General features: G+C 67.8%; 19 protein-coding genes. 9 read left to right on the top strand and 10 right to left on the bottom strand.

All coding sequences use genetic code 11. The features are described 5' to 3' along the window. Window positions 1-60 precede the first annotated feature (60 nt). From mrf to EYZ64_RS28520, 3 genes are read left to right on the top strand one after another with little or no spacing between them, the layout of a single operon-like run. Window positions 61-1,239, top strand: coding sequence for a ribosome hibernation factor-recruiting GTPase MRF (gene mrf, locus EYZ64_RS28510; protein WP_135458919.1), 1,179 nt, complete (start codon window positions 61-63; stop codon window positions 1,237-1,239). Then, window positions 1,236-1,490: a type B 50S ribosomal protein L31 gene (locus tag EYZ64_RS28515; protein WP_135458921.1), complete on the top strand. Its 255-nt coding sequence runs from the start codon at window positions 1,236-1,238 to the stop codon at window positions 1,488-1,490. The genes mrf and EYZ64_RS28515 overlap by 4 nt, the downstream gene beginning before the upstream one ends. Window positions 1,491-1,505: 15 nt before the next feature. Next, entirely contained in the window at window positions 1,506-2,429 is a 924-nt protein-coding gene (locus EYZ64_RS28520; RefSeq protein WP_135458922.1) for an MBL fold metallo-hydrolase, read from the top strand. On the opposite strand, the gene EYZ64_RS28525 is transcribed toward EYZ64_RS28520, so the two are convergent. Next, a complete protein-coding gene (locus EYZ64_RS28525; RefSeq protein ID WP_135458924.1) occupies window positions 2,422-3,399 on the bottom strand; it encodes a glycerophosphodiester phosphodiesterase in 978 nt (325 codons plus the stop codon). The genes EYZ64_RS28520 and EYZ64_RS28525 overlap by 8 nt on opposite strands. 70 nt (window positions 3,400-3,469) lie before the next feature. Between EYZ64_RS28525 and EYZ64_RS28530 the strand changes: the two genes are divergently transcribed. Then, window positions 3,470-4,735, top strand: a complete 1,266-nt coding sequence (locus tag EYZ64_RS28530; RefSeq protein ID WP_135458926.1) for an SLC13 family permease — start codon at window positions 3,470-3,472, stop codon at window positions 4,733-4,735. An 8-nt stretch (window positions 4,736-4,743) separates the two neighbouring features. On the opposite strand, the gene EYZ64_RS28535 is transcribed toward EYZ64_RS28530, so the two are convergent. Genes EYZ64_RS28535 through carD form a run of 6 tightly spaced genes read right to left on the bottom strand, consistent with a single transcriptional unit; the run spans window position 4,744 to window position 9,403 of the window. Continuing rightward, on the bottom strand, window positions 4,744-5,364 hold the full coding sequence (locus tag EYZ64_RS28535; RefSeq protein ID WP_135458928.1) for a GIY-YIG nuclease family protein: 621 nt from the start codon (window positions 5,362-5,364) through the stop codon (window positions 4,744-4,746). Window positions 5,365-5,368: 4 nt separating this feature from the next. Then, on the bottom strand, window positions 5,369-6,310 hold the full coding sequence (gene rlmB / locus EYZ64_RS28540) for a 23S rRNA (guanosine(2251)-2'-O)-methyltransferase RlmB (RefSeq protein WP_135458929.1): 942 nt from the start codon (window positions 6,308-6,310) through the stop codon (window positions 5,369-5,371). Further along, the gene (gene cysS / locus EYZ64_RS28545; protein ID WP_135458931.1) at window positions 6,311-7,747 is read right to left on the bottom strand and encodes a cysteine--tRNA ligase; all 1,437 of its coding nucleotides are present in this window, start codon (window positions 7,745-7,747) and stop codon (window positions 6,311-6,313) included. A gap of 19 nt (window positions 7,748-7,766) precedes the next feature. Then, window positions 7,767-8,243 carry a 2-C-methyl-D-erythritol 2,4-cyclodiphosphate synthase gene (ispF, locus tag EYZ64_RS28550; protein WP_135458933.1) on the bottom strand — a complete coding sequence of 159 codons (477 nt, stop codon included), beginning with the start codon at window positions 8,241-8,243 and terminating at the stop codon, window positions 7,767-7,769. Further along, the gene (gene ispD, locus EYZ64_RS28555; protein WP_135458935.1) at window positions 8,240-8,908 is read right to left on the bottom strand and encodes a 2-C-methyl-D-erythritol 4-phosphate cytidylyltransferase; all 669 of its coding nucleotides are present in this window, start codon (window positions 8,906-8,908) and stop codon (window positions 8,240-8,242) included. Before ispD ends, ispF begins: the two co-directional genes overlap by 4 nt. A 6-nt stretch (window positions 8,909-8,914) precedes the next feature. Next, window positions 8,915-9,403, bottom strand: a complete 489-nt coding sequence (carD, locus tag EYZ64_RS28560) for an RNA polymerase-binding transcription factor CarD (protein ID WP_003882506.1) — start codon at window positions 9,401-9,403, stop codon at window positions 8,915-8,917. Window positions 9,404-9,688: 285 nt separating this feature from the next. Here carD and EYZ64_RS28565 point away from each other — a divergent pair, with 285 nt between their 5' ends. From EYZ64_RS28565 to disA, 3 genes are all read left to right on the top strand, one after another. Beyond that, window positions 9,689-10,267 (top strand): copper chaperone PCu(A)C domain-containing protein, encoded by a 579-nt coding sequence (locus EYZ64_RS28565; RefSeq protein ID WP_135458937.1) that lies wholly within the window; start codon window positions 9,689-9,691, stop codon window positions 10,265-10,267. A 78-nt stretch (window positions 10,268-10,345) separates the two neighbouring features. Beyond that, window positions 10,346-11,761, top strand: coding sequence for a DNA repair protein RadA (radA, locus tag EYZ64_RS28570; RefSeq protein WP_135458939.1), 1,416 nt, complete (start codon window positions 10,346-10,348; stop codon window positions 11,759-11,761). 60 nt (window positions 11,762-11,821) lie between these two features. After that, complete coding sequence (gene disA, locus EYZ64_RS28575) at window positions 11,822-12,901, top strand: DNA integrity scanning diadenylate cyclase DisA (protein WP_210115708.1); 1,080 nt, start codon at window positions 11,822-11,824, stop codon at window positions 12,899-12,901. A 3-nt stretch (window positions 12,902-12,904) separates the two neighbouring features. Here disA and EYZ64_RS28580 read toward each other — a convergent pair whose 3' ends face one another. Both EYZ64_RS28580 and EYZ64_RS28585 read right to left on the bottom strand, forming a co-directional pair. After that, window positions 12,905-13,675, bottom strand: a complete 771-nt coding sequence (locus EYZ64_RS28580) for a hypothetical protein (RefSeq protein ID WP_210115591.1) — start codon at window positions 13,673-13,675, stop codon at window positions 12,905-12,907. A 73-nt stretch (window positions 13,676-13,748) separates the two neighbouring features. Continuing rightward, window positions 13,749-14,369: a carbonic anhydrase gene (locus tag EYZ64_RS28585; RefSeq protein ID WP_135458943.1), complete on the bottom strand. Its 621-nt coding sequence runs from the start codon at window positions 14,367-14,369 to the stop codon at window positions 13,749-13,751. Between the two features lie 25 nt (window positions 14,370-14,394). Between EYZ64_RS28585 and EYZ64_RS28590 the strand changes: the two genes are divergently transcribed. Both EYZ64_RS28590 and EYZ64_RS28595 read left to right on the top strand, forming a co-directional pair. Then, window positions 14,395-15,267: an HhH-GPD family protein gene (locus EYZ64_RS28590; protein WP_135458945.1), complete on the top strand. Its 873-nt coding sequence runs from the start codon at window positions 14,395-14,397 to the stop codon at window positions 15,265-15,267. Between the two features lie 61 nt (window positions 15,268-15,328). Next, window positions 15,329-15,634: a hypothetical protein gene (locus tag EYZ64_RS28595; RefSeq protein WP_135458947.1), complete on the top strand. Its 306-nt coding sequence runs from the start codon at window positions 15,329-15,331 to the stop codon at window positions 15,632-15,634. Between the two features lie 4 nt (window positions 15,635-15,638). Here EYZ64_RS28595 and EYZ64_RS28600 read toward each other — a convergent pair whose 3' ends face one another. Further along, window positions 15,639-16,610 (bottom strand): GlxA family transcriptional regulator, encoded by a 972-nt coding sequence (locus EYZ64_RS28600; protein WP_135458949.1) that lies wholly within the window; start codon window positions 16,608-16,610, stop codon window positions 15,639-15,641. Between the last annotated feature and the right edge of the window lie 46 nt (window positions 16,611-16,656).

Here is a 16,656-nt window from a genome sequence, read left to right on the forward strand (position 1 = left end):
GATGGGGTAGCCTCACGATAATGATAATCATTTTCAACAACAACTCCATCGGGAGGTGCAGTGCGAACCCCTGTGGTGCTGATCGCCGGTCAAGGTGACAGCGACGGCGTAGCAGAAGAACTGGGCCGCAGGCCGGGAACCGTGCTGGTGCGCCACACCTTTGACGGCCAGGTGGTCCTGCGGACGGTGTCCGACAGCAGCGGGACATCCGAACTCGCCCTCGAGCTCGCCCACGGTTGCGTGTCCTGCACGGTCCGCGACGATCTGCTCATCCTGTTGCGGCGTCTGCACCGACGCGGCGACGTGGACCGCATCGTCGTGCAGTTGATGCCCTGGCTGGAAGCCGAGCCCGTGTGCTGGGCGATCAACACCATCCGGGTCCATGTCGGGCCCGGATACATCGACGGGCCCGCCTCCCGCGACGTCACCATCGACGCGGTGATCGCGTGCCTCGACGCGACGGTCTGGCTGCAACAGTCCGTCGGCGACGAGGAACTGCCCGACGGGCGCACTGTCGCCCAGGTGGTCGTCGGGCAGGCCGAGTTCGCCGACATGCTGGTGCTCAACGAGGCCGAGGCCACCACGCTGGCGGTCCTGCGCCGGCTCGCTCCCCGCGCCCGCATCACCGTCGGCCCCGACCGGGTGGAGCTCGGCCTGGCGCATCTGGAACCGAACAGCCGGCGCGGGCGCACCGCGACACCGCACGATCCACTCCTGGCCGGTGAACCGCCGCTGGAGCCCGATGACGAGGTCATCATCGTCGAATTCGCCGCGCGCCGACCGTTTCACCCGCTACGCCTGCACACCGCCGTCGACCTGCTGCTCTACGGCGTGGTGCGCACCAGGGGGCGCGCCTGGCTGGCCAACCGGCCGACCGACGTCATGTGGATTGAATCCGCAGGCGGCGGAATGCATTTCAGCAACGCCGGAAAATGGCTGGCGGCAATGGATTCCACCGAGAGGGCCTACACCGACCCGGAACGCCTGGCGATCGCCGCGATCGACTGGCATCACCAGTTCGGTGATCGCCACATCTCGCTGACGGTACTGGTCTGCGGCGCCCGGCCGGGCGAGGTCATCGACGCGCTGCGCGGCGCGCTGCTCACCGACGACGAGCTGGCGCGGCCCGACGAGTGGGCCCACTATCCCGACCCGTTCGGGGATTGGCACGAAGAACCGTGCCAGCCCGCGGTCGAAGAACCCGCAACATCCGCCCACACAGAAGGGGAATACCAGTGAAACCCGAAATCCACCCCGACTATCACCCCGTGGTGTTCCAGGACGCCGCGACCGGCAGCCAGTTCCTGACCCGGTCGACGGCAACCAGTGAGCGCACCATCGAGTGGGCAGGCCCGCACGGGGTCCAGACCTACCCGCTGATCGTCGTCGACGTCACCAGCGACTCGCATCCGTTCTGGACCGGCACCGCACGGCACCTCGACTCGGCCGGGCAGGTGGAGAAGTTCCGCCGTCGCTACGGACAGGTCTAGCCCTAGGGTGGGGCCATGCGGCTCAAGCCCGGCAGACCCGACCTGGCCTCCTATGCGCGGTTCTTCGACGCACCGTCGGTCACACCGCAATCCCCGGTCAGTGTCACCTGGGCCGGGGTCAGCACGCTCCTGGTCGACGACGGCACCTCGGCCGTGCTCACCGACGGATTCTTCTCCCGGCCCGCACTGCCGAGCATCGTCTTCGGCAAGCTGACGCCGTCACTGCCCCGCATCGACGGCAGCCTGGCCCGCCTCGGCGTCGACAAGCTCGAAGCCGTGCTGCCGGTCCACACCCACTTCGACCACGTCATGGACTCGGCCGTCGTGGCCGAGCGCACCGGCGCCCGACTGGTGGGCGGCACCTCGACCGCCCAGGTCGGCGCCGGGGGCGGACTGGCGCCCGATCGGATCGTCACGGTCACCCCGGGCGAAGCCGTCGCTCTGGGCGCGTACGACGTGACGCTGTTCGAATCCGAGCACTGCCCACCGGACCGCTTCCCCGGTGTCATCACCGCGCCCGTCGTTCCGCCGGTGAAGACATCGGCGTACAAGTGCGGCGAGGCCTGGTCGACCCTGGTCCGCCACCGGCCCAGCGACCGCAGCCTGCTGATCGTCGGCAGCGCCGGTGCGGTGCCAGGCGCACTGGACGGGCAGCACGCCGAGGTGGTCTACCTGGGGATCGGCCAACTCGGCCTGCAACCCAGGCACTACCTGATCGACTACTGGACCCACACCGTCCGCACGGTCGGCGCGCGGCGCGTGGTGCTGATCCACTGGGACGACTTCTTCCGGCCACTGCACAAGCCCTTGCGCGCACTGCCGTACGCCGGTGATGACCTGGACGTCTCGATGCGCGTGCTGACCGGACTGGCCGAGCAGGACGGTGTCAGCCTGCACCTGCCGACGCTGTGGGAGCGCTCCGATCCCTGGGTCAATTGAGCCGCTGAAACGACGGCGGCAGCGGCAGACCCAGCTCCGCCAGCACGCCACGTAGCCGCGTCGGGTAGTCGGTGATGAGGCCGTCGACGCCGTCCGCGATCAACGCCCGCATGGCGGCCGGATCGTTGACGGTCCACGGAGTCACCTTGAGGCCCAGCGCGTGTGCCCGCTCCACGAATCCGCGGTCCACCAGCTGATGCTGGGGCGAGAGGACCGTGGCGCCCACCGATATCGCGCCGGCGATCGGATCGCCGTCCACTGCCGGATTGACCCCACCGAGCCACGGAGAGTCGGGCACCCAGGTCGTGTCATCCCACAGCGCCACCCTCGGCAGCGACGGCTCGGCCCGCTGCACCAATGGCAGTGTGCGCCAGTCGAAGCTCTGGATGTCCACCTTGTCGACCTTGCCCGCCACGCGCACGGCATCGAGGATGACGTCGACGAACTCCTGCGGCGTGGCCGAGGTTTCAGGCTTGTCCGCCTCGATCTTCGTCTCGATGTTGAAACGCACGTCAGCGTTGTAGGCATCGGTCAGCGCGAATACCTCGGGCAGCACGGCAATCTTGTTGCCGCGCACCACCTCAGCGTCGGGAAAGCCGCTCAGCAACTTGCCGCAGTCGAGCGTGCGGATCTGCTCGAGCGTGAGATCGTGCACCAGTTTCCCCACGTACGGGTACATCGGGTCGCCCGGGAACGCCGGGGCTGTGTCGGCACATTTGGTCTCGTCGATCCGGGGGTCGTGCCACACCAGGGGTTGCTTGTCTTTGGTGAGCACGATGTCGAGCTCGAGCGTGCTCACCCCGAGCTCCAACGACTTCGCGAAGGCCCGCAGCGACTCCTCGGTCGTCTCGCCACGTCCGCCACGGTGTGACTGCAGGTCGAACCCGGTGGGCGCCGCGACGGCCGGCGGGACAGACTGGAACGCGGCAGCCAGAGCGAACAACAGGACCATCGGAGCAGCCGGACGCATGGTCACCAACGCTAGCGAGTCACCCGGGTACGGTCAGGTCCGCTAGGCCCGATACGCGAATCGTCATCGAATGTTCGACTGGCCGAAAGGACCCACGCCATTGATTCTGGCCCTGGTGCTGCTGGCCGTCGTGCTGGTGTTCGCGCTGGCGCGGCCCGAGGGCTGGCCCGAGGCCGTCGTGGCGATCCCGGCCGCCGGGCTGCTGATCGCGCTCGGCGTGATCTCGCCGGACGATGCCCTGGCCGAGGTGAACCGCCTGCTGCCCGTGGTCGGATTCCTGGCCGCCGTACTGGTGCTGGCCCACCTGTGTGACGACGAGGGCCTGTTCCACGCCGCGGGCACACTGATGGCCCGGGCGAGCAGGGGTGATTCCCGGCGGCTGCTGACCCGGGTGTTCCTGATCGGGGCGACGACGACCGCCGTGCTGAGCCTGGACGCGACCGTGGTGCTGTTGACGCCGGTGGTGCTGTCCACCGCCCGCACACTCGCCATACCGCCGCGGCCGCATGCCTACGCCAGCGCACATCTGGCCAACTCCGCGTCGCTGCTGTTTCCGGTGTCGAACCTGACCAACCTGTTGGCCTTCACCGTGGCGGGGCTGTCCTTCACTCAGTTCAGTGCCGTCATGGCGCTGCCCTGGCTGGCCGCCATCGGCGCCGAATTCGTCTTACTGCGTTGGCTTTTCCGCCGTGAGCTGAGCCGCCCGGCGGCCGAGGTGGCTCCCCCGCCGCCCGAGGTTCCGGTGTTCGTGCTCGTGGTGCTGGGGTTGACGCTGGCGGGTTTCGTCGTCACCTCGGTCGTCGATGTGTCGCCGGCCTGGGCGGCACTGGCGGGCGCGGTGGTGCTGGGGGTGCGCAGTCTGGCCCAGCGCCGCAGCACGGTCGGCGGGATCGTGCGCGCCGTCAACGTGCCGTTCCTGGTGTTCGTGCTGTGCCTCGGTGTGGTGGTGAATGCGGTGGTGCACAACGGTCTCGGCGACGCCATGCGTGAGGTGCTTCCGGTCGGTGACTCACTGCCTGCGCTGCTGGGCCTGGCGGCTGTGGCCGCAGTGCTGGCCAATGTGGTCAACAACCTGCCCGCGGTGCTGGTGCTGCTGCCGTTGGTGGCCGGCGCCGGACCGGGCGCGGTGCTGGCCGTATTGATCGGGGTCAACGTAGGCCCCAACCTCACCTACGTCGGATCACTGTCAAATCTGCTGTGGCGCAATGTTGTTCACCGCGAAGGCCTGCCGGCGAAGTTCACCGAGTTCAGCCGAATCGGCCTGGCCACCGTGCCGTTGACCCTGGCGGCCTCGGTACTCGGATTATGGCTGAGCCTGCGACTCTTCAATGGCTAGGAAGCAGCTCACCACTCTTTGAGCACCCGCAGCTTGTTCGCCTTGTTCATCGCTTCGCGCCGCAGGCGCTTCAGCTCCGGGTAGAAGGCGTTGCCCTTGTTGGACTCCTGGCCGTTGAGCGGCAGATCGAACGTGGCGATCAGCTTTTCCTCCAGGAACCACGGCTCGGGGTGCACCATCCAGGACACCAGGGCGTTCTCGGCCATCCACTGCGTCAGAACGGCCTCTCCACCGGCAAAAGTCCGCCTGTCGCCCGAGCCGATCCGGCGCAACTTGAAGCCGAGCTCATCGGCAAGCAGTATGCCGAGCGTCTTGCGCAGCGTCGAGCCGTCAGCGTCCGCATTGGCGGCCCCGTAGTGGTACTTCACCCGCTTGCGCAGATTCTGGGTGCTCGGTGGCTTCCCGCCGACCGGCGGGCGGGTCGGACTTATCCCCACGTAGAGCAGTGTCAGGCCATCCCGCTGCCGGCATCCCGAAGCGTCAATGCCCGCGGGCACCGTGCGAAACCACCAACCGTTGGCTCCGGGCAGCTCGGGAACCGGGCAGGGTTCGCTGAACACCTCCTCCCGGGTGAACGGCCGGGCGGCGAGAAAGTCCGCGGGATTGCTGGCGCTTCGCCCTTTCGACATGCGCCTAGACCCGGCGCTGACGGGCGATCTCGGCCAGCACCACACCGGCAGCCACGGAGGCGTTCAGCGACTCCGTCGGCCCCGCCATCGGGATCGACACCACCGCATCGCAGTTCTCGCGCACGAGCCGGGAAAGACCCTTGCCCTCCGAGCCGACCACCACGATCATCGGGCCGGTGCCCTCAAGCTCGTCGAGTGTGGTGTCACCACCGGCATCCAGGCCGACCACCTGAAGACCCGCGTCGGCATAGCTCTTCAGCGTGCGAGTCAGATTCGTCGCCCGCGCCACCGGCGTACGGGCCGCGGCGCCGGCACTGGTGCGCCACGCCACCGCGGTCACCGAGGCCGAACGCCGTTGCGGGATCACCACACCGTGCCCGCCGAACGCGGCCACCGAACGCACGATGGCACCCAGGTTGCGCGGATCGGAGATGTTGTCCAGAGCCACCAACAGTGCGGGCTCCCCGGACTCCCGGGCCGACTTCAGCAGATCGTCGGGATGGGCGTAGTTGTACGGCGGCACCTGCAGGGCCAGGCCCTGGTGCAACGCGTTGGAGCTCATCCGGTCCAGATCGTGGCGCTGCACCTCAAGGATCGAGATACCGCGGTCGGCCGCAATCTGGACGGATTCGGTGAGGCGCTCATCGGCCTCGGTACCCAGCGCCACGTACAGCGCAGTGGCCGGAACCTTGGCCCGCAGGCATTCCACCACCGGGTTGCGGCCCAGCACCAACTCGGTGTCGTCGGTCTTCTTGTGTCGCCCCTGCGCCTGACGCGCCGCCTTCGCGGCCTTCTTGCCGGCCGGATGGTGCGGGCGCTGATCTGCACGGGGTGTGGCCCCGCGACCCTCGAGCCCTCGGCGACGCACGCCGCCGGACCCTACGGTCGGCCCCTTCTTGGTCCCCGGCTTGCGCACTGCGCCGCGCCGTTGCGAATTCCCGGCCATCTACGCTCCGTTCCCGTCCACCAGGGCCCACTGTGGACCGTCGGCGGTGTCGGTGACCTCGATACCGGCCGCCTTGAGCCGATCGCGGATGGCGTCGGCCGCCGCCCAGTCACGATTGGTCCGGGCCTCGGCCCGGCCGGCCAGTGCCCATTGCACCAGTTCATCCACGGCAGCCAGCGCGGCCGAAGTCTCGTCGCGGGATTCCCAGCGCTCGTCGAGCGGATCGCAGCCCAGGATGCCCATCATCGCCCGGATCGAGGTGGCCTGCGCCATCGCGCCTTCGTGATCGCCGGCGTCCAGCGCGCGGTTGCCCACCGCCCGGGCGGCATGCACCTCGGACAGTGCGATCGGCACCGCGAGGTCGTCATTCAGGGCGGCCGCGAACTTCGGCGTCCAGTCACCCACGGCGACGGCGCCGACCCGGTTACGCACCCGGTGCAGGAAATCCTCGATGCCGCTGTAGGCCTTGACCGCGTCCTGCAGCGCATTCTCGGAGAATTCCAGCATGGACCGATAATGCGCGCTGCCCAGGTAGTAGCGCAGCTCGGCAGCCCGAACCCGTTGCAGCACAGCAGGAATCGAGAGCACATTGCCCAACGACTTGCTCATCTTCTCGCCGCCCATGGTGACCCAGCCGTTGTGCAGCCAGTACCGGGCGAAGCCATCGCCCGCGGCCTGCGCCTGGGCGATCTCGTTCTCGTGGTGCGGGAAGACCAGGTCCATACCGCCGGCATGGATGTCGAACTCCGCGCCCAGATAGGCCTCGCACATCGCCACGCACTCGGTGTGCCAGCCGGGACGTCCCCGGCCCCAGGGCGTCGGCCACGACGGCTCGCCCGGCTTGGCGCCCTTCCACAACGTGAAATCGCGCTGATCGCGCTTGCCCGTCGCCGCGCCCTCACCCTGGTGCACATCGTCGATCCGGTGGCCGGACAGCGCGCCGTAATCGGGCAGGCTCAGCACGTCGAAGTAGACGTCCCCGCCGGCGGCGTACGCGTGTCCTCGAGCGATCAACCGGTCGATGAGCTCGACCATCTGGGTGATGTGTCCGGTGGCCCGCGGCTCAGCCGACGGCGGAAGCACGCCCAGCGCGTCGTACGCGGCGCTGAACGCCCGCTCGTAGGTCGCGGCCCACTCCCACCACGGCCGGCCCGCATCGGCCGCCTTGTTGAGGATCTTGTCGTCGATATCGGTGACGTTGCGGATGAACGCAACGTCATATCCATTGGCGGTCAGCCAGCGGCGCAACACGTCGAACGCGACTCCGCTACGGACATGACCGATATGCGGCAAGCCCTGGACGGTAGCACCGCACAGGTAGATCGAAGCGTGCCCCGGCCGCAGCGGTACGAAATCTCGTACGGCACCCGCCATGGTGTCGTACAGCCGCAAATCGGAGGCAAACCCCGACGCGACGGCTTGAGCGCGATCGGTCACGACGTGCCAGCTTACCGGCCTATTCGGCAGGAACCACCAAAGCGCTGGCTATCGCGGCCAATCCTTCACCCCGGCCGGTCAGCCCGAGCCCGTCGGTGGTGGTGGCCGACACCGATACCGGCGCCCCGATCAGCTCCGAGAGAAGCTGCTGGGCCTCCTCCCGGCGTGGCCCGATCTTGGGCCGGTTGCCGACCACCTGCACCGTGGCATTGCCGATCTCGAAGCCCGCCGCCTGCACCAATCCGCGGACGTGACGCAGCATGTCCGCGCCGGTGACCCCGCGCCATTCCGGCCGGTCGGTGCCGAAGACGCCGCCCAGGTCGCCGAGTCCGGCCGCACTGAGCAGGGCGTCACACAATGCGTGCGCGGCGACGTCGCCGTCGGAATGGCCGGCGCAGCCGTCCGCGCCGTCGAAAAGCAGCCCCAACAACCAGCAGGGGCGCCCCGACTCGATCGGATGGACGTCGGTGCCGAGCCCGACCCTGGGAATCCTCACGCGCCACGCGCCATGACAGCCTCGGCGAGCAACAGGTCCAGAGGCGTGGTGATCTTGAAAGCCAACGGGTCGCCCTCGACGATCTGCACCGGCGTACCGATCTGTTCGACGAGTGAGGCGTCATCGGTGACCACTCCGGCCCCGGCCCGCTGATAGGCGCGGCGCAATACGTCGGTACGGAAACCCTGCGGGGTCTGTACGGCCCGCAGACCGGCCCGCTCGGGTGTCCCCAGCACCGCACCGTTGGCGTCGACCGCCTTGATTGTGTCGGCCAACGGAAGGCCGGGAACGACGGCAGCGTGACCGTCGGCCAAGGCAGCCACTACCCGGGCGATCAGCGAAGGAGGAGTCAATGCCCGGGCAGCGTCGTGCACAAGGATGAAATCGGGGTCGCCAGCGGCCGCAAGAGCCAGCCCGACCGATTCGGTTCGATCGGCTCCCCCGGCCACGATCTGCGCGCGGCCACCGAACACCATGATGGCTTCATCGGTGAGCGCGGGCGGCACCGCGACCACGACCTTGTCGATCACCCCTGAAGCCAGAAGGCCTTCGAGGGCATGCTCCAACAGGGGTTTGTCCCCCAGATTGACGAATGCTTTCGGCCTGCCCGCGCCTAGCCGCTCACCAGAGCCGGCGGCCGGGACGACCGCGACAGTTGTTGCCACGACGCGTCAGGACGCGGCAGCCAGAACCTCGTCGAGGATGGTCTCGGCCTTGGCGTCATCGGTGTTCTCAGCCAGCGCAAGTTCGCCGACCAGAATCTGCCGGGCCTTGGCCAGCATTCGCTTCTCACCCGCGGACAGACCGCGTTCCTGATCCCGACGCCACAGATCCCGGACAACCTCGGCAACCTTGTTCACGTCACCGGAGGCCAGCTTCTCGAGATTGGCCTTGTAGCGGCGCGACCAGTTGGTCGGCTCTTCGGTGTGCGGAGCACGCAACACCTGGAAAACCTTGTCGAGGCCTTCTTGGCCCACGACGTCGCGGACTCCGACGTATTCGGCGTTATCTGCGGGCACTCGAACGGTCAGATCCCCTTGGGATACTTTCAGGACGAGATATTCCTTCTGCTCGCCTTTGATAGTCCGGGTTTCGATCGCCTCGATCAACGCAGCACCGTGGTGTGGATAGACGACGGTGTCTCCGACCTTAAAAATCATCTGATTCGAGCCCCTTTCGCTAGTCCATCCTAACACGGGCCCAGATCACATGCGCACCAACTGCGCAGGTCAGGGGCACTGCAGATGAAGAACAGGGGTTGACATGGTGACGAAAGCGTGCAACCAAAGCGCCTGTCGGACACCCGAACCGGGCCCGACCGCAAGGCCGTTGCGGGCCTGAAACACCCCTGGCGAAGCGCTCTGCCAAGCCCTCGCATTCCGCCCACCGAGGCCACCTACTACTGTGCATAGTCGAAGTACGCCGACCCAGCTCAGGAGGCTTGAGTGAACCGCTTCGCAATGCGCACCTCGGCCGGTCTGGCCGCATGTGGCCTGACCGCAGCCGTTCTCACCGGTTGCAGCGCCGGGCAGGTCTCCCAGACGGCAACCCAGGAGCCCGCCGTCAACGGTGTCAACGCGCAGGCCGGCGCGATCGCGCTACGTAACGTGCACCTGCGCGCGCCGCAGCAGAAGGACTACGTCGAGCCCGGCTCCGAGACCGAGCTGCTGTTCGTCGCGGCCAACGAATCCACCGAGGCGCCCAACAAGCTCGTCTCGATCAAGACCACCGTCGGCGACGTGGCACTGACCGGGGATCAGACCATCCCGGCAGGCGGCGTCCTCGTGGTGGGCGAGCCCGATGGTCAGACGAAGCCGCTGGAGAAGGCCGAGCCCGCCGAGGCCGTCACCGCCAAGGTCACCTTGACCAAGCCGGTCACCAACGGGCTGCTCTACGACTTCACGTTCAAGTTCGAGAACGGCGAGACCACGGTCGCCGTGCCGATCTCGGCAGGCGAAACGCCCCGGCGCGACAACGCCGGCGAGGAGCCCGCCGAGGGCGCCGCAGCCGGTGGCCATCACTGATCTGAACCTCTGACCCACCGGGGTCCCCACCGGCGCGTACACGGCACCGATGTCGGGGGCACCCGTTACTGTCACGGCGTGGCCGCTTCGAAAGTACGTTCGCAATACCGCTGCTCGGAGTGTCAGCACGCCACACCCAAATGGGTCGGCCGCTGCGCCAATTGCGGTACCTGGGGCACGGTGGATGAGGTGGCCGTGCTCGCTCTCTCCGACAGAGTGGGCGGGTCAGTCCGCCGCTCGGTGGCCCCGACCTCGCCCGCGGTTCCGATCACCTCGATCGACCCCGGAATCACCCGGCATTACGCGACCGGGGTCACTGAACTGGACCGGGTTCTGGGCGGCGGCCTGGTGGCCGGCTCGGTCACGCTGCTGGCCGGTGAACCCGGCGTCGGCAAGTCCACCCTGCTCCTGGAGGTCGCCAACCGCTGGGCGCACACCGGCCGACGGGCGCTGTACCTGTCCGGCGAGGAGTCCGCGGGCCAGATCCGGCTGCGCGCCGAACGCACCGGCTGTACGCACGACAACGTCTATCTGGCAGGCGAATCCGACCTGCAGATAGCGCTCGGTCACATCGAGGAGGTCAAACCGAGCCTGGTGATCGTCGATTCGGTGCAGACCATGTCCACCACCGAAGCCGACGGCGTGACGGGTGGGGTGACCCAGGTGCGTGCGGTGACCACGGCGCTGACCGGCCACGCCAAGACCGCCGTGGGAGACCCGGCGGTGGCCATGATCCTGGTCGGGCACGTGACCAAGGACGGCGCCATCGCGGGGCCGCGTTCCCTGGAGCATCTGGTCGACGTGGTGCTGCACTTCGAAGGTGATCACGCGTCGAGCCTGCGCATCGTGCGCGGGGTCAAGAACCGGTTCGGCGCAGCCGACGAGGTCGGCTGTTTTCAGATGCACGACAACGGAATCGAGTGTGTCAGCGATCCGTCCGGACTGTTCCTGGACCAGCGTCCGGCGGCGGTACCCGGCACCGCCATCACGGTCACCCTCGACGGCAAGCGCCCGATGATCGGCGAGATACAGGCGCTCGTCGCCCCGCCGGTCGGGCCTCCTCGGCGGGTCGTCAGCGGGATCGATTCGGCCCGTGCGGCGATGATCGGCGCGGTACTGCAGACCCGCTGCAGCCTGCCGATCGGCAACAACGACATCTACCTGTCCACCGTCGGCGGCATGCGGCTGACCGATCCATCCTCGGACCTGGCCGTGGCCGTCGCCATCGCGTCGGCCTATCTCGACATCGCGTTGCCGATGAACGCGGTGGTTATCGGCGAGGTGGGGCTGGTCGGCGATCTGCGCCGGGTCACCGGCATGGATCGCAGGCTGGCCGAGGCCGCCCGGCTGGGCTTCAACATTGCCGTGGTGCCACCGGGGGCCACCAGTGCACCGGCGGGGCTGCGCATCATCACCGTCGATCACATCGGCGCGGCATTACGGGCACTCAAGGACATCGCGATTGCCAGCAATCGTGGGCAGCATGGACAATAGCGGCCGACCCTAGGAGAACCGATGGCCGTGAACTCCGGCGCCAGGACCAGCCGCACCGTCGTGCATCTGGCTCGGCCGACGCTACGAGAAACCCTCGGCCGGCTGGCCCCCGGTACGCCGTTGCGTGACGGCCTGGAACGCATCCTGCGCGGCAAGACGGGCGCGCTGATCGTGCTCGGCTACGACGACAGCGTCGAGGGCATCTGCGACGGCGGGTTCGCCCTGGACGTGCGTTACGCCCCCACCCGCCTGCGTGAGCTGTCGAAGATGGACGGCGCGGTGGTGTTGTCGAGCGACGGCGGCCGGATCGTGCGGGCCAACGTCCAGTTGGTGCCGGATCCATCGATCCCCACCGACGAATCCGGAACCCGTCACCGTTCGGCCGAGCGCACTGCCATCCAGACCGGCTATCCGGTGATCTCGGTGAGCCATTCGATGAGCATCGTGACCGTCTACGTCGCCGGGGAGCGGCATGTGGTGCCCGATTCGGCGACCATCCTGTCGCGAGCCAACCAGACCATCAACACACTGGAGCGCTACAAGGGCCGCCTCGACGAGGTCAGCAAGCAGTTGTCCACCGCAGAGATCGAAGACTTCGTGACGCTGCGCGACGTCATGACCGTGGTGCAGCGCCTGGAGATGGTGCGCCGGATCAGCCTCGAGATCGACGCCGACGTCGTCGAACTCGGCACCGACGGACGCCAGCTCAAGCTGCAGCTCGACGAGCTCGTGGGCGACAACGAGGCCGCGCGTGAGCTGATCGTGCGGGATTACCACGCGCTGCCGGATCCGCCGACCGCCGCTCAGGTCGGCGCGACACTCGATGAGCTGGACGCCCTGACCGACAGTGAATTGCTCGACTTCACCACGCTGGCAAGGGTTTTCGGTTACCCGTCGACGTCGGAGGCACAGGATTCGGCGATGAGCTCACGCGGCTACCGCGCCATGGCGGGGATACCGCGACTGCAGTTCGCCCACGTGGATCTACTGGTCCGCTCGTTCGGCTCACTGCAGGGGCTGCTGGCCGCCAGCGCGGACGATCTGCAGTCCGTGGACGGCATCGGATCGATGTGGGCCCGCCACATCCGTGAGGGCCTGTCCCTGCTGGCCGAGTCGACGATCGCCGACCGGCTGGCCTGAGCGTCAGTTACCCGGTGCCGCCGGCTCAGCCGGCGGTGCACCCTCGGGCGGCGGCCCCGGCTGTTGCGGATTGGCCTGAGCCAGGATGAACGGCACCGGCGCTGATCTGAGATTGCCCAGCTGGACCATCAGGTTGTAGGTGCCCGGCCCGATCGGCTGACGCGGCATCGGGCACTGCGGCGCCGAACTCATACCGGTCCAGGTCACCTCGGTGGTCACCTGCTCACCCGGGTTGAAGGTCTTCACCAGCGTCTCGTTGGACGGCGCGCAGTCCAGGTTCGACCAGAGCCGGTTGTTGTCCAGCGAGTACACGTAGGCGGCCAGCACCGCGGCGCCCACGTCACGCTTGCAGGCCACCAGGCCGATGTTGGTCACGACCATGGTGAACTTCGGCTGATCGCCCACGACGTACTCGGGCTGGCTGGTGATGCCCTTCACCGCGAGCGTCGAATCGGGGCAGTCGTCGCCCTCTTTGAGCAGCGGCGGCGGCGTGACGGCAGCGGTCGGGGTGGCCGTCGGCGGCGGCGCGTGCTGGGCCGGCGGCACCACCGGGGTCTTGACCTCGGGGTTCTCGCCCGGCAGCGGCGTCGGCGGGGCGGCCGCGGCAGAGGATTCGTCGGCGGGCTTGGTCTCGGCTCCGGAGCTGCTGGTCACGATCACCGCGACGATCGCGGCGATGATCCCCACGACGACCACCGCGATTCCGATGGCCAGCGCCCGGCGCCGCCAGTAAATCTGCGAGGGCAGAGGCCCATGAGGTTCGAGATCCAACACGGCTTTCACGGTAAGCCCAGGTCATTCCCAGTTGCCCGAGGCGACTCGGCGTGTCGGGGCTGCGGCAAAATTCTCAGGCTTCGCCGATGTTGCCCAGATGGCTGCGCAGTTCCACGTGACCGTCGGACAGGTGGTAGGTGGCGCCGACGATGGCCTGGGTCCCCGCAGCGAGACCGTTGGAGATCGCGGCCGACCGCATCTGCAGCTGGTTGACCGTCTCCTTGACGTGGTAGGCCTCGAACTCGTCGACGCGGGTCAGGCCGGAATGACGACCCATCAGGATCGACGGGGTCACCCGCTCGACGATGTCGCGCACGTAGCCACCGGGCATCGCCCCCTCGTCGAGGGCGTTGATGGCGGCCTGGACCGCGCCGCAGCTGTCATGGCCGAGGACCACGATCAGCGGCACGTTCAGGATCGACACCGCGTATTCGATCGAGCCCAGCACCGCGTTGTCGAGCACGTGGCCGGCGGTACGCACCACGAACATGTCGCCCAGGCCCTGGTCGAACAGAAGCTCGGCGGCAACGCGGCTGTCGCCGCAGCCGAACACCACGGCGGTGGGCTTCTGCCCGTGTGTCAGCTTGGCTCGACGGGCGATGTCCTGGCTGGGATGCTGCGGTTCGCCCGCGACGAAGCGAGCGTTACCGTCCTTGAGTGCCTTCCACGCGGACACCGGATTCGAATTGGGCATATCAGCCATTTTGCATGAGATGCCGATGAGCATCGACGCGGAGCAGCTCGTCGGCTGGTACAGAGACGCCCAGCGGGACCTGCCGTGGCGCCGACAAGGGGTGACCGCCTGGCAGATCCTGGTCAGCGAGTTCATGCTGCAGCAAACACCGGTGGCCCGGGTCGAGCCGATCTGGCTGGCCTGGATCGACCGGTGGCCCACCCCGTCTGCGACGGCGGCCGCCGGGTCGGCCGAGGTGCTGAGGGCCTGGGGCAAGCTGGGGTACCCGCGGCGGGCCAAACGCCTGCACGAATGTGCCGTGGTGATCGCGGGCGAATACGGCGACGAGGTGCCCACCGACGTCGAGACCCTGCTGACCTTGCCCGGCATCGGTGCCTACACCGCGCGTGCGGTGGCCTGCTTCGCGTATTCGGCCAGCGTTCCGGTGGTCGACACCAACGTGCGCCGGGTGCTCACCAGGGTTCTGCGTGGGCAGGCCGATGCACCCGCCCGCGCCCGCGACCTCGACGATGTCGCCGCGCTGCTGCCTGAGGATGCCATCGCACCGACGTTCTCGGCCGCCCTGATGGAGCTGGGCGCGGTGGTGTGCACGGCCCGCGCGCCGCAGTGCGGCTGCTGCCCACTGAGCCACTGCAGTTGGCGGTCGGCCGGATATCCGGAGGGCACGATGACCCGAAAGGTGCAGCGCTACGCCGGAACCGATCGGCAGGTGCGCGGCAAGCTGCTGGATGTGCTGCGCGACAGCAGCACTCCGGTCACCCGCGCCCAACTGGACGTGGCCTGGCTCACCGATACGGGGCAACGGGATCGCGCACTGGACTCACTACTGGTCGACGGCCTGGTCGAGCAAACTCTCGACGGTCGGTTCGCACTCGCCGGGGAAGGCGAAATTACATGAGATCGGCATGAATCCGTTCCGCGGCACACCATTTGGGCCGCGCATCACATAGAACGGATTCATGTCAAGCAAATTCTCAACGACGTTTGCGTGTACGGCAATCGGCCTGGGCGTCGGCCTGGGGCTGGCCGCCCCGGCCAATGCCGCACCGTCCGGCACCGGTTCGGCAGCCGACACCGTGCGGGACCTCCAGAGCCGCGGCTATCAGGTGCAGATCAACTCCAATGCCAATACGGCCCTGTCGAACTGCCGGGTCACGGGGTTGCACGGACTGGCCGATTCCAACATCGACGAGGACGGGTACCGGATCGATTCGGCTCAGCACACCACGGTCTACGTCAACGTGGCCTGCCAGCCCGACGGCTGACACATCACGCCGTGACGGCGTCTTCGCCCGCACCGCAGGAGAATTGGCGCCGGTAGTCCGAAGGTGTCACGCCGATGAGCCGGCGGAAGTGATGACGCAGCAGCGTTGCGGTGCCGAACCCGGCCTCCTCGGCGATCCGGTCGATGTCCAGGTCGGACTCCTCGAGCAGCCGGCGCGCGTACAACACCCGCTGATCGGTGATCCACTGCATGGGGGTGGTACCGGTCTCCTCGACGAACCGGCGGGCGAAGGTGCGGGTGGACATCGCCGATCGCCTGGCCAACGTCGTCACCGTATGCGGCTTGTCCAGGTTGCCCATGATCCAATCCAGGTGCGGCGCAAAGCCTTCCGAACACCTGACCGGAATCGGCTGATCGATGAACTGACGCTGCCCGCCATCGCGCTGCGGTGGGACCACCATTCGCCGGGCGATCTTGTTGGTCACCTCACTGCCGAGTTCGCGGCGTACCAGATGCAGGCACGCGTCGATGCCCGCCGCGGTGCCTGCGCTGGTGATCAGATTGCCGTCGTCGACGAACAGGACGTTGCGATCCACATTGGCGGTGGGATATTTGCGGGCCAAGGCATCGGCGTGCATCCAGTGCGTGGTGCACGGCCTGCCGTCCAACAGACCCGCCGCACCCGCCAGGAACGCGCCCGAGCACACGGTCAAGATGATCGAGCCCGCATCGGCGGCGGCCCGCACGGCGTCCAACGCCTCGGGCAGGTAATCGGAGGTGCCGATCGCCGGGATCGCCACCAGGTCGGCGCCATGCAGGGCGTCGAGGCCGTGTTCGGGCGTCAACGTAGCGCCGACCGACGTCCGCACCGGCCTGCCCGGCTCGGGACCACACACCTTGAAGTCGAAGTTCGGTACGCCGTCAGCGGATCGGTCGATCCCGAAGACCTCACAGATGACTCCGAACTCGAAAACAGCCAGACCGTCGAGCACCAGCGTGGAGACGCTTCTCAGCATGGCAGCATTTTATCGTAAGGTGTCAGCGCTGCCACTGTTGGCGGGA

Origin of the sequence: Mycobacterium sp. DL99 (genome assembly GCF_004762045.1) — a bacterium.
GTDB lineage: Bacteria > Actinomycetota > Actinomycetes > Mycobacteriales > Mycobacteriaceae > Mycobacterium.

Coding starts and splice junctions, on each gene's coding strand:
- EYZ64_RS28595 (WP_135458947.1), top strand. CDS start 15,329: ATGTCAAGCAAATTCTCAACGACGTTTGCGTGTACGGCAATCGGCCTG.
- EYZ64_RS28535 (WP_135458928.1), bottom strand. CDS start 5,364: ATGTCGAAAGGGCGAAGCGCCAGCAATCCCGCGGACTTTCTCGCCGCC.
- EYZ64_RS28530 (WP_135458926.1), top strand. CDS start 3,470: ATGTTCGACTGGCCGAAAGGACCCACGCCATTGATTCTGGCCCTGGTG.
- EYZ64_RS28590 (WP_135458945.1), top strand. CDS start 14,395: ATGAGCATCGACGCGGAGCAGCTCGTCGGCTGGTACAGAGACGCCCAG.
- EYZ64_RS28520 (WP_135458922.1), top strand. CDS start 1,506: ATGCGGCTCAAGCCCGGCAGACCCGACCTGGCCTCCTATGCGCGGTTC.
- EYZ64_RS28600 (WP_135458949.1), bottom strand. CDS start 16,610: ATGCTGAGAAGCGTCTCCACGCTGGTGCTCGACGGTCTGGCTGTTTTC.
- carD (WP_003882506.1), bottom strand. CDS start 9,403: ATGATTTTTAAGGTCGGAGACACCGTCGTCTATCCACACCACGGTGCT.
- EYZ64_RS28585 (WP_135458943.1), bottom strand. CDS start 14,369: ATGCCCAATTCGAATCCGGTGTCCGCGTGGAAGGCACTCAAGGACGGT.
- EYZ64_RS28525 (WP_135458924.1), bottom strand. CDS start 3,399: ATGCGTCCGGCTGCTCCGATGGTCCTGTTGTTCGCTCTGGCTGCCGCG.
- rlmB (WP_135458929.1), bottom strand. CDS start 6,310: ATGGCCGGGAATTCGCAACGGCGCGGCGCAGTGCGCAAGCCGGGGACC.